6 protein-coding genes and 1 pseudogene are annotated in these 12,229 nt (G+C 76.3%); 6 read left to right on the top strand and 1 reads right to left on the bottom strand.

Features of this window, described 5'->3' with window-relative positions:
* The first annotated feature begins 220 nt into the window (after positions 1-220).
* The 3 genes and pseudogenes from SZN_RS18225 to SZN_RS18215 all read left to right on the top strand — a co-directional run.
* Positions 221-1,351 carry a glycosyltransferase family 4 protein gene (locus SZN_RS18225; RefSeq protein ID WP_007497107.1) on the top strand — a complete coding sequence of 377 codons (1,131 nt, stop codon included), beginning with the start codon at positions 221-223 and terminating at the stop codon, positions 1,349-1,351.
* Entirely contained in the window at positions 1,348-2,508 is a 1,161-nt protein-coding gene (locus SZN_RS18220) for a glycosyltransferase (protein ID WP_007497106.1), read from the top strand. The genes SZN_RS18225 and SZN_RS18220 overlap by 4 nt, the downstream gene beginning before the upstream one ends.
* A pseudogene (locus SZN_RS18215) lies at positions 2,505-3,344 on the top strand (SGNH/GDSL hydrolase family protein); the annotation flags it as partial. The gene SZN_RS18220 and the pseudogene SZN_RS18215, both read left to right, overlap by 4 nt.
* A 498-nt stretch (positions 3,345-3,842) precedes the next feature.
* Here SZN_RS18215 and SZN_RS18210 read toward each other — a convergent pair.
* The gene (locus SZN_RS18210; protein WP_007497102.1) at positions 3,843-4,691 is read right to left on the bottom strand and encodes a 5-oxoprolinase subunit C family protein; all 849 of its coding nucleotides are present in this window, start codon (positions 4,689-4,691) and stop codon (positions 3,843-3,845) included.
* A gap of 315 nt (positions 4,692-5,006) precedes the next feature.
* On the opposite strand from SZN_RS18210, the gene SZN_RS18205 reads away from it, so the two are divergent.
* Genes SZN_RS18205 through SZN_RS18195 form a run of 3 tightly spaced genes read left to right on the top strand, consistent with a single transcriptional unit; the run spans position 5,007 to position 12,179 of the window.
* Complete coding sequence (locus SZN_RS18205; protein WP_007497100.1) at positions 5,007-6,533, top strand: hypothetical protein; 1,527 nt, start codon at positions 5,007-5,009, stop codon at positions 6,531-6,533.
* A 52-nt stretch (positions 6,534-6,585) separates the two neighbouring features.
* On the top strand, positions 6,586-7,467 hold the full coding sequence (locus tag SZN_RS18200; protein ID WP_007497098.1) for a hypothetical protein: 882 nt from the start codon (positions 6,586-6,588) through the stop codon (positions 7,465-7,467).
* Between the two features lie 44 nt (positions 7,468-7,511).
* Positions 7,512-12,179: a hypothetical protein gene (locus SZN_RS18195; protein ID WP_007497096.1), complete on the top strand. Its 4,668-nt coding sequence runs from the start codon at positions 7,512-7,514 to the stop codon at positions 12,177-12,179.
* Positions 12,180-12,229 lie beyond the last annotated feature (50 nt).

Below are 12,229 nucleotides of genomic sequence, written 5' to 3'. Positions count from 1 at the left end.
GCCCCGCGCGGCAGCGGGGCGGGGGGCGCGCACTCGGGGCGCCACGTCGGCGGACGGCGGCCCGGCGCGCGGCGCGCGTGAACGGTGGATGGCCCGCAGGCCAGGCGGGCGTGGCCGGGATCTGACCCTGCCGGGTGCGCAGCGCAACGCTCATGGGACGTTCCCTGTCCGGAAAGATCCACGTTGACGCGGCCACGTCCAGTCCGGCGACAACACGGGTATGCGTGTCGTCATCGTGACCGAATCCTTTCCCCCCGACGTGAACGGCGTGGCCCACTGCGCGCTCCAGACCGCCCGACACCTCGTCGACCGCGGTCACACGCCCCTCGTCGTCGCGCCGGCCCCCGCGCCCGGCAACAGGCTCGGCGCCGCCCTCGCGCCGTGCCCCGTCGTCCACGTCCCCTCCCTCCCGCTCCCGGGCTACCCCCAGGTCCGCGTCGCCCTCCCCAGCAGGCGCCTCACCACGGCGATCGCCGAGCACCGCCCCGACGTCGTGCACCTGGCCAGCCCCTTCGTCCTCGGCGTCCGCGGCATGGCCGCCGCCGCCCGCCTCGGCGTCCCGGCCGTCGCCGTCTACCAGACCGATCTGGCCGGATACGCCCGTACCTACATGGGCGCGGGCGAGGCGGCGGCCTGGCGGCGCATACGCGCCGTGCACTCCGCCGCCGACGTGACCCTCGTCCCGTCCAGCGCCTCCCTGCGCGATCTGCGCACCCACGACGTGCCCCGGCTCAAGCTCTGGGCACGCGGCGTGGACACCGCCCGCTTCCGCCCGGAGCTGCGCGACGAGGCGCTGCGCCGCGATCTCGCCCCGAACGGCGAGGTCGTCGTCGGCTACGTCGGGCGGCTCGCCCCCGAGAAGCGCGTCGACCTGCTCTCCGGCGTCTGCGGGCTGCCCGGCGTCAAGGTCGTCGTCGTGGGCGACGGCCCGAGCCGGCCCGCTCTCACCGACGCGCTGCCCGGCGCGGTCTTCCTCGGCCGCCGCGGCGGGGACGACCTCGCCCGGATCTTCGCCTCGTTCGACGTGTTCGCCCACACCGGCCCCTTCGAGACCTTCTGCCAGACCGTGCAGGAGGCCATGGCCGCCGGGGTGCCGGTCGTCGCACCGGCCGCCGGCGGCCCCCTCGACCTGGTCGGGCACCAGCGCACCGGCCTGCTCGTGCCGCCGTGCGACGCCGACGCCCTGCGGGACGCCGTCGCCTCCCTCGCCACCGGTCCGGGACTGCGGGCCGCCTACGGGGCCGCGGGGCGTGCCGCCGTCGAGGGCCGCACCTGGGCCGTCATCGGGGACCAGTTGATCGGCCACTACGCCGACGTGGTCGCCGCGCGCAAGGCGGTGATGGCGGCATGACCGGGCTGCGCATCGTCCGCCTCGCCAACTTCGTCGCGCCCGCCTCCGGCGGCCTGCGCACCGCCCTGCGCGAGCTGGGCACGGGCTACCGGCTGGCGGGCCACGACCCCGTCCTCGTCGTGCCCGGCGACACCCGCAGCGACCGCGAGACCGAGCAGGGCCGCGTGATCACGCTGCCCGGCCCGACGGTGCCCGGCACGGGCGGCTACCGCGTGCTCCTCGACAGGCGCCGGGTCGCGGCCCTGCTGGAGGAACTCGCCCCCGACCGCCTGGAGGTCTCGGACCGTACGACCCTGCGCTGGACCGGCACCTGGGCCCGCCGCGCGCGCGTGCCGTCCGTGATGGTCTCCCACGAGACCGCGGACGGCGTGCTGCGCACCTGGGGACTCTCCGAGAACCTGTCCCGGCACGCCGCCGACGCCCTCAACGCCCGTACGGCCCACACGTACTCGCGGGTCGTGTGCACCACCGAGTTCGCCGAACGCGAGTTCGTGCGGATCGGCGCCCGCAACGTCGTACGCGCTCCGCTCGGCGTCGATCTGATGAACCGGCGTCCCACCCTGCGCGACACCGCGCTGCGCGGCACGCACGCGCGTGCCGACGAGACACTGCTCGTGATGTGCTCCCGCCTCTCCGTCGAGAAGCGGCCCGGCACGGCGCTGGACGCGCTGGAGTCCCTGCGCCGCCGCGGGGTGCGCGCCGTGCTCGTCGTGGCCGGGAACGGGCCGCTGCGCGCGAGGCTGGAGAAACGCGCGCAGGAGCGGGACCTGCCGGTGACCTTCCTCGGCCATGTCTCCGACCGCAGCCTGCTCGGCGCGCTCCAGGCCAGCGCCGACCTCTGCCTGGCCCCGGGCCCCGCCGAGACGTTCGGGCTCGCCGCGCTGGAGGCCATGGCCTGCGGGACGCCCGTCGTGGCCAGCGCCTCCTCCGCGCTGCCCGAGGTCATCGGATCCGCCGGGGTGACCGCGGCGGACGGCGGCGACGCGTTCGCGGACGCCGTGCAGTCGCTGCTGGAGCGCCCGGAACGTGAGCGCCGGGACGCGGCACGCGCGCGGGCGGAGTGCTTCGGCTGGGGCGCGGCCGTCGACGCCTTCCTCGCCGCGCACGACGCGACCGTCCCGGCGAGGCCCCTCGCGCGGACGGAGGACGTGGCATGAGACCGCTGCGCTTCGTCGCCCTCGGGGACTCCCTGACCGAGGGCGTGGGCGATCCCGTCGGCGACGGGTGGCGCGGCTGGGCCGCGCTGCTCGCGGGCGGACTGGGCGAACCGGCCGCGCAGTTCACCAACCTCGCGGTCAGCGGGGCGCAGACGCGCGACGTGCTGGAGTCGCAGCTGCCCGCCGCGCTGGAGCTGCGCCCGGACCTCGCCTCCGTGCTGGTCGGCGTCAACGACACCCTGCGGCGCACCTTCGACATCCGCCTTGTCGCCGACCGCCTCGATCACGTGTACGCCGCGTTCGCCCGCCAGGGCACCGCCGTGCTCACCGCCTGCCTGCCCGACCCCGGAGCGATGCTGGGCCTGCCCGCCGTGCTGGGCACCCCGCTGGCCCGGCGGCAGCGCGCGGTCAACACCGTGGTGCACGCGCTGTCCGAGCGGCACGGTGCCCTGCATCTGCACGCCGCCGAGGCCGACTGGGTCTCCGACCGGGCGATGTGGAGCGCGGACCGGCTGCACCCCGGGGAACGGGGGCACCGGCAATTGGCGGCGCGGTTCCACGAGATCCTGGCGGCGTCCGGAACGGCGAGCGGAAGCGCGCCCGCCGCCGAGCCCGAGTTCCCGCCGCCCGCCAGGTCGGCGAGCCTGTTCTGGCTCGCCACGGCGGGCAGCGCCTGGCTCGTCCGGCGGTGCCACGACCTGCTGCCCCAACTGCTGCGGCTGGCCGCCGTCGAGATGGGGCACCGCGCGCGGGGCACCTCGGGACGGCTCGACCTGTCTGCCGCGCAGTCGGTGTCGGCGGCACTGAGCGCGGTGGGAGCACGGGAAGCGGTGCCGGGGCTTGAGGGCGGGTGGGCGGCCGGCCCTGGAACGGCCGCTCGAACGGCCCCGGGACGGCTGCGGACGGGGTCGCCCCTCTCCGACCGCCCCGCCGGGGGGCCGGAGTTGACGGACGTGGCCGGGGTGCCGGTGTCCCTCGCGCTCCCGGGGCCGCGCCCGGTGCCTGGGGTGCGGCCCGCGCCGGAGGCCGCGTAGCGCGCGGGCGGGCCTGCGGGCGGGGGCTCGCCTGTCGCGGGTGCGGGTGCGGGTGCGGGTGCGTGCGGGGTGCGGTTTCCGGTGGGATGTCGCCCGGCCCGGGTGGGGTGGCGCGTGCGTGGGGTGCGGCCCCGACGACCCCGAGCCCAGGGCCGAGCTGGAGGGGTGCACGCGCGCGTGGGGTGCGGGGGTGCCGGAGAGTGCGGCCGCAGCGGAGGCAGGGGGTGCACGCGCGCGTGGGGTGCGGCTCGCTGTCGGCGGGCGTGGCCCCGGCGGCGACTCACGCGCGTGCCGCGCACTTCAGCGGCGGCGCGCGGCGACGAACCGGACCGGTGTGCCCGGGACCGCCTGCGCGGCGGCCGGGAGGTCGGCCGCGCGCACGACGGCGATCCCCGGGTACCCGCCCGTCGTCGGGTGGTCGGCGAGGAACACCACCGGCCGGCCGTCGGGCGGGACCTGGACCGCGCCCAGGACCATGCCCTCGCTGGGGAGTTCACGGGTGACCGCCCGCTCCAGCGCGGGGCCCTCGGTACGCAGCCCGATGCGGTTGCCCGAGGCGGAGACGCGGTACGCGCGCGAGGTGAAGGTGCGTACGGCCGCACGCGTGAACCAGTCCTCGCGCGGGCCCGGCGTCACCCGCAGCACGAGTTCGCGCGGAGGCGCCGGCTGCGGGGCCACGTCAACGCGCCCGTGCGGTGCCGCGGGCAGGCCCAGCGGAAGCACCGTGCCGTCGATCAGAGGCGCCGGCCCCAGACCCGACAAGAGGTCCGTCGAACGGCTCCCGAGCACCGGCTCCACCGCGATCCCGCCGGACACGGCCAGACAGCCGCGCACCCCCGCGTCGGCCGGGCCGACGTCCAGGAGCGCGCCCGCAGGCACGCGCACAGCCGTGCCCCAGGCGGCCGGGCGCCCGTCGACCGTGACCCGGCAGGGCGCCCCGCCCACCGCCACGGTGACGGCGCGCCGGGGCCGCACGGTGCAGCCGTTGAGCGTGGTGTCCAGGACGGCCGCCTCGGGCGCGTTGCCGACCAGGCGGTTGACGAGCGCGGCCGCCGGGGCGTCCAGCGCGCCGGAGCGGGGCACCCCGAGACGGGCGTGCCCCGGACGGCCGAGGTCCTGCACCGTGGCCAGCGCTCCGACCCGGACCACGGACAGCGCGCGGGGGCGAGGTCCTGCCGTAGCGCGGGCCGGGGGCGCGGTGTGGTCCGGGCTTCCGGGGACGGCGGCTGGTCGCGGCTTCAGGCTGCGCGGCCGGCCGCCGGGGCGTGACCCGGTGCGCGGCACGGTGCCGGGCCCCGGCCGGGACGCGACGGCGTGGTCCGTCCCCGCCGGGGGCGATCCGCGGTCGTCCGTCCCCGCCCGGGGCCGTCCCCGCCCGGGGCCGTCCCCGCCCGGGGCCGTCCCCGCCGGGGGCGATCCGCGCCGTTTGGATCGATGTCAGACCTAGGACCTAGTCTGTGCACCGTGACTTCGCCTGCCTCGACGGACCGTGTTCCGCCCCAGCTCAGCGCGGGGCCGCGCCCTGCTCCGGGCCCGGCCGCCGACGAGGGCCTGGCGCGGCGGCTGCGCGCGCTCGCCTGCACGGCGCCCCTGCACGACCTCGACGCCCGCAAGGCCAACCTCGCGGGCGAGTACTCGGTGTACGGCATGGCCGAGGTGGCCCTCGCCGCTATCGACCTCGTCACGCTCAACATGGACTTCGACACCGGCGCCGACCACGATCAGATCGTCGCCCGGCTCATCCCCCGTATCGCCGCCCAGGCGCCGAGCCGCCCGGTGTCCGAGCACGAGCGGGTCGCCCGCTGGGTGCTGGAGAACCTGATCAACGTCGGGAGCGTCGACCGCGGCTTCCGCGCGGTGTACGGCACCTTCACGCCGGACGGCAGCTACGTCCGGCGGGACTACGACTTCAAGCTGATCGAGGAAGTCCCCGGACCCGGCGGCACGGTGTACCTGCGGACCACCGACGAGGCGGTCAACGTCCTGGTCGGCGCCCTGGACACCGACGTCACCAGCGCGCAGATCGCCGCCGAGGTCAAGCTGGAGGTGCTGATCAACCGCGGCCGCCTCGCCGACGCCCAGCTCGCCGCCGAGCAGGCCCGCTACCGCACCGTGCAGTACTCGGAGACCCTGCGCAGAGCGCTGGACGCGACCCGCCGCAACGTCCGCGCGGTCGACTGGCTGAGCGCGGTCCCCGACATGATCGCGGAGGCACTCGACCACGTGGCCGACCGCTACCGCCACGAGAACGCGATCCTGACCAACATCCGCAAGGCCCGCGACGAGACCGAGGAGGCGGAGCACAAGCGCCGCGCCGCCGAGCTCGTCGACATCGTCAAGGACTGCATCCGCCGGCACACCCAGCTCCAGTCGCGCCTGCTGGAGGCCGGCCCGCTGTTCCGCGCCGAGCAGGACCGGCAGGCGTTCGCCACACCCATGACCACCTCCGGCACGGACCTGTACGGCCATCTCGTCGCGCCCCTGCTGCCGTTGCCGCTGGAGCAGGCGGTCCGGGTCACGGACGCCTTCTTCGCGCGCGGGACGGGGCTGCGCACACCGGTGTCGGTGCGGGTGGCCGACCTCGTCGACATCCTGCTGACGCCGCCCGTGGAGCGCGAGCACCTGGGCGCCGAGATGCCCGAGCCCGACCTCATCGCCACCCCGGACGACAGCCGGTTCAGCGAGGAGCAGCTGGGCGCCGCCATGGAGCTTCTGGACCTGCCCGCCGACGCGCCCCGCCGCCTGTCCGGCCTGCTGGCCGACGCGCGCCGCCGCGACCCCGAACTGCCCTACCTGGTCGCCCTGCTGGCCGTGCACGCGGCCAGCCCGCCCGTGGGCACGGCCTACCGCCAGGGCGAGGAGAAGCTGCTGTTCGCCGTGGACGACGGCACCGAACTCGACGATCCCGAGTTCGGCGGCGCCGACCTGATCGTCGGCACCGCCCTGCTCGACGCGGCCGGTATGGCCGCCGGCAGAACGGAAGCAGCATGAGCCACGCCGAGCTCCGCGAGGACCGGCACCACCCCCACGAGGAGCGGACACCGTGACCGAGCACGTCGAGTGGAGCGAACCGGAGGCCGCCGCCCCGTCGGCGGCCGGGCCCGTCACTCCCGCCGACGCCGCCGACGCCGCGCGGCTCGTCGCCTTCGGACTCCAGCCCAAGCTGCAGCCCGCCCGCGACCAGGAGTACGCCGATCTGCTGCGCCGCCACCGCGAGGAGCCGGCGTTCGCGCGCCTCGCGGACGCCGTCGCGGCCGGGCTCGGACTGGTCGTGCTGGAGGTGTCCCCGCGCGCGGGGATGGCGGTCACCGCCGCCGAGGACTCCGTCTTCGCCGTGCGCATGGGCGACTACGCGCGCCGCACGTCGGCCGACGGCGGCGACCGCTTCCTGCACGGACTGGCCCATCTCGCCGTCGCCGCCCTGGCCTTCCCCCGCCCCGAGGACCTCGCCGACGACGGCTACATCGGCCGGGTCAGCGTCAACGGCGTCGACGCCTTCGTCCGCCAGGCATGCCGTCGGCTGGAGGAGCGCGCCGAGGAGCAGGGCGAGAACACCGACCCCGCCACGGACGCCCCCGGACTGGAGGCGGCGTGGCGGATCTGGGTGAGACGCAGCGCGACCGGCGCCACCAAGGACGCGCGCCGGCTCGCCGGCTCCACCACCGGCATCATCGGCAAGGCCGTCGCCTACCTCACCGACTCCGGCTTCCTCCAGCGCACCGGCGACGAAGGCGGCGGCACCTACCGCACCACCGCCCGCTACCAGCTCCAGGTGCGTGACCTGGCGGGCAGCGCCGCCCTGGCCGAACTGCTGGAACTGGGCGTCGTCCCGGTCACCGACGGCACCGCGACGCTACTGCCCGCCGACGAGACCGACGACCTGGACCTGGCGGCCGACGCCGGGCTGCCGTTCCACTCCGCCTGACCCCCGAACTTCCCCGATCTGCCGAAGACTTACGAGAGTCCGCCATGTACGAGCTGTCCCGGGTCCGCCTCTACTCCATCGGACCGGCCGGTGCGCGCTACGCCGACACCGTGCTTGACCTGCGCGGTGTCGGCGCGCCCGTGCCCGACCCCGCGCCGACCCAGGCGGAGTTCTTCGCGGAGGAGCCGGTCGGCCCGCCCCGCAGGCCCGCCCCCGCGGGGGTGCTCTTCCTGGAGAACGGCGGCGGCAAGTCCGTTCTCCTGAAACTGATCTTCTCCGTGATGCTGCCCGGCCACCGCAACACCCTGGGCGGCGCCAGTTCCGGTGTGCTGCGCAAGTTCCTGCTCGCCGACGACTGCGGTCACGTCGCCCTCGAATGGCAGCACACCCTCACCGGCGAGTGCGTGGTCGTCGGCAAGGCCAGCGAATGGCGCGGGCGCCAGGTCTCCAACGACCCGCGCAAGTTCGCCGAAGCCTGGTACTCCTTCCGGCCCGGTCCCGGGCTGAGCCTGGACAACCTCCCCGTGGCCGAGTCCACCGCCGTGCGCCCTCCGGCCGAGGGCCAGTCGGGGGCGCAGGGCCGCCGGCGCACCATGAAGGGCTTCCGGGACGCCCTGACCGAGTCCGGCAAGGCGTACCCGTATCTGGAGGTCCACTGGGAGGACATCCACGACCGCTGGATCGAGCATCTGGGCGACCTCGGCCTCGACCCCGAACTCTTCCGCTACCAGCGCGAGATGAACGCCGACGAGGGCGAGGCGGCCGGGCTCTTCGCCGTCAAGAAGGACTCCGACTTCACCGATCTGCTCCTGCGGGCCGTGACCGACACCCGCGACACCGACGGCCTCGCCGACCTGGTCGGCGGCTTCGGGAACAAGCTGGGCAGGCGTGCCGAGCTGATCGCCGAGCGCGACTTCACCGCCGGATCGGCCGACCTCCTCGGACGCATCGTCGAGGCCGCAGGGACGCGCTCACGCGCGCGTGACATCCACGCCGGAGCCGAGCGGCGCACGCGGACCCTGGCCAGGCGGCTGTCCGCGCGCGGCGTCCAGGAGCGGGTGCGCGCGGCCGACCTCGCCCAGCGGGTCACCGCCGCCGCCTACGCCGTGACCCACTCCGAGGACGCGCGCGGGCGCAGCGCCCTGGTCGCCGCGGAACTCGCCTACCGCAACGCCTCGCTGGCGCTCGCCGCGGCCGAGAAGTCCGCCGCCGCGCAGAAGCGCGAACTCGCCGACGCCCGCACCCTGCACTCCGCCTGGCAGGCCGCCGAGGCCGTCCTGCGCCACCGTGCCGCCGCCGACCGCGTGGCCCGTGTGGCCGCCGCCATCCAGGAGGCGGAGCGGGACGCGGCCCCGGCCCTGGCCGCCCGCGCCGAGGCCGCCGTCGACCTCGTACGCGCCCTGCACACGGCCGCGGCGAGCGCCGAGACCCTGGCCAACGAGGAGGAGGAGCGGTCCGCCGCCCTCCAGGAGACCGGCGAGTCCGCCCACCGGGACGCCACTGCCGCCGCGACCGAGGCGCAGCGCGCCCGCAGCGAGGCCGGACATCTGCGGCAGCGGCTGTCCGAGGTCGAGCAGGAGACCGCCGAGGCCGTCCGGGCCGGCTGGCTCGACGACACCGCCCCCGACGCCGACCCGGCCCGCGCCGCCCTCGCGGCGAGCGACGCCGAGAAGTCGGCCGTGGCCACCTGGGACACCGCCCGCGAAGCCTCCCGGCGTGCCGCCGAACACTCCCGCGAGGCGGGCTCGGCCGAGTCCCGCGCGGAGCTGACGGCGGCCCGCGCGGCGGACGCGGCCACCGCCGCGGAACGCGCGTACGACGCCGAGCGCCGGCTCGCCGAAGGGCTCGCCACCGAGGAGCGGCTCGCCGAACTGCTCGGCCTCTCCGGCGAGACGGGCACGCGACGCGGAGCGGTCCCCGCGCCGCGCACCGGCGACGGCGGCTTCGCGGGCGCGGCCACCCGCGGCGCCCCGGAGCCCAGCGCGGCACAGGAGGGCGCTCTCACCGCGGAGGACCTGGACCGCTTCGCCGGTGAACTGCGCGAACTGCTCGACGACGCGGTCTCGGCCGCCGAGCGCCAGCTCTTCGAACTGCGCACCGCGGCCGCGGACGACAGCCGGATCCTGGGCGCACTCGGCGACGGCGGACTGCTGCCGCCCGGTCCGGACGTGCTGGCCACCGTGGAGTTCCTCGGCGAGCAGGGCATCCCCGCCCTGCCCGGCTGGCGCTACCTGGCCCAGGCCGTCGACCCCGTCGACCACGCGCGCGTGCTGGCGGCCCGCCCCGAACTGGTCGACGGCGTGATCATCACCGACCCCGGCACCCACGCGCGCGCCCGCGAGGCACTGGGCGACGCCGCCCTGCTGCCCCGCTCCGCCGTCGCCGTCGGCACGGCCGCCGCCCTGCTCGCGCCGACACCCGCCACCGCCGACGACAGCGGCGCCGTCTTCCTCGTCCCCCCGAACCCGGCCATGCACGACGAGCACGCGGCCGACGAGGAGCGCCAGGCGCTGCGCGCGCGGGCCGCCGAGCGCGACGAGGACATCCGCGGCCTCGCGGTACGGCTCGGCAAGGACCGCGAACTGACCGCCCGGCTCGCCTCGTGGCGCACGGGCTGCCCGGCCGGACGCCTGGTCGAGCTGGCCGACGCCGCCCGGGAGGCACGCTCCTTCGCCGAGGAGTCCGAGACCGAACTCGCCGAGACCCGGACCGTGCGGGCCGAGGCCGACGAGGCCGCCACCGAGGCCGCCCGCGTCCGCGACGAGCGTCAGGAGGCGGCGCAGAAGGCGCGCCGCGCCGCCGACGCCCTCGCGGGGCTCGCCTTCCGGCTGCGCGAGCGGGCCGGCTGGCAGGTCAGGCTGCGTGAACTCGCCGACGAGGCCACCGAGTCCGAGGCCCGCGCCCAGACCTGCCTGGAGCGGGCACGGGCCGCCGACGAGGACCGCCGTGCCGCGCAGCGCGCCGCCGACGACGCACGCCGGACCGCCCGCGCCCTGCGCGCCGAGCGCTCGGAGATCGCGGGCGCCCCCGACGACGTACCGGAAGCCGGCGCGGACAGCCCGCAGGCGTCACTGCCCGCGCTGCGCGAGGCGTACCGGACGGCCTCGCGGGTGTACGAGAAGGTCGGCGTCGGCGCCGATCTGCGCGCCGAGCAGGCCCGAGCGGAGAGCGACGAGAGCGGCGCCCTGACCGAGCTGGACCGGCTGAGCAACAAGGTCCGTACACGGGCCGAACAGCTCCTGCAGTCTCCCGAGGGCTCCGACGGGCCCTCCCGCCAGGCAGCGGCCTCCCGCGCCGAGGAACTGGTCCAGCTCCTGGAGACCCGGATGTCCAGCGCGAGCGAGCAGCTGGGCCGGCTGCGCGGCGAGACCGAACGCCACGCACCCGGGGACGGCGACGCGCACACCGAGCTGTCCGAGGAGATCCAGCCCCGCGACGCCGAGCACGCCCAGGCCCTGCTGCGCACCGCGACCGCCGAACTCACCTCGCGCACCGACGCGCTGGCCGAGGCCAGGGAGGCGCACGCCGGGCTTCTGGCGTCCCACCGCGCCGCCGAGGACGCCGCCGCCGGCTTCGACGAGATCGCCGCGATGCTGCGCGACCTGCTGCGCGAGCACACCGCGGACGAGGAGCAGGAGGCACCCGAGCCCTACCCCGGCAGCCCGGAGGAGGCACGGCAGGCCGCCGCCGAGGCCCGCAGGTCACTGCGCGGCTGCGCGGCCGACCTCTCGGCCGCCGAGGGCGCCGTCCGCGAGGCGAGCGACATCCTCGTACGTCACGCCAACTCCACCCGCTACGAGCAGGTCCGCACCCCCGCGCGCCAGCAGATCCGCGAACTGCCCGCCTCGGCCCTGCCCGAGCACGCGCAGAAGTGGGCGGACGCCTTCGCGCCCCGGCTGCGGGTGCTCACCGACGAGTTGGCCCAGCTGGAGCGGAACCGGGACTCGATCGTCGACCGCCTGCGCGGACTCGTGGAGTCGGCGCTCACGACCCTGCGCTCCGCACAGCGCCTGTCGCGGCTGCCCGAGGGGCTCGGCGAATGGTCGGGACAGGAGTTCCTGCGCATCCGCTTCGAGGAACCCGACCAGGCCACGCTCACCGAGCGGCTGGGCGAGGTCATCGACGAGGCGACCCGCGCCGCGCTGAAGAAGAACTCGGACCTCAGGCGCGACGGCATGTCGCTGCTGCTGCGGGGTGTCGCCGCGGCGCTGCAGCCCAAGGGCATCGCCGTGGAGATCCTCAAGCCGGACGCCGTGCTGCGCGCCGAGCGCGTCCCCGTCGGGCAGATGGGCGACGTGTTCTCCGGCGGTCAGCTGCTCACCGCCGCGATCGCGTTGTACTGCACCATGGCCGCGCTGCGCTCGAACGACCGGGGCCGGGACAAGCACCGCCACGCCGGCACCCTCTTCCTGGACAATCCGATCGGGCGCGCCAACGCGACATACCTGCTGGAACTGCAACGCGCCGTGTCCGACGCGCTGGGCGTCCAACTCCTCTACACCACCGGCCTGTTCGACACGACGGCCCTCGCGGAGTTCCCGCTGGTCATCCGGCTGCGCAACGACGCCGACCTCCGGGCCGGCCTCAAGTACATCAGCGTGGAGGAGCATCTGCGCCCGGGGCTGCCGCAGCAACCCCAGGGGGACGGTGCCGTCCACAGCGAGATCACGGCGACTCGCATGTTCAAGCGCCCGGCACCGGCCACGTCCTAGCGTGAGACCGCAGACCGCACGCCCGCCGCGGCGGGAGACCGCAGGCCGCC

This window comes from Streptomyces zinciresistens K42 (assembly GCF_000225525.1).
GTDB lineage: Bacteria > Actinomycetota > Actinomycetes > Streptomycetales > Streptomycetaceae > Streptomyces > Streptomyces zinciresistens.
Note: the sequence above shows the minus strand (reverse complement) of the source record. Positions and strands in the feature narration are given on the sequence as shown.

Bases quoted from the DNA above. Each gene is read 5' to 3' on its own strand.
- SZN_RS18220 (WP_007497106.1), top strand. From the start codon at position 1,348: ATGACCGGGCTGCGCATCGTCCGCCTCGCCAACTTCGTCGCGCCCGCC.
- SZN_RS18225 (WP_007497107.1), top strand. From the start codon at position 221: ATGCGTGTCGTCATCGTGACCGAATCCTTTCCCCCCGACGTGAACGGC.
- SZN_RS18195 (WP_007497096.1), top strand. From the start codon at position 7,512: ATGTACGAGCTGTCCCGGGTCCGCCTCTACTCCATCGGACCGGCCGGT.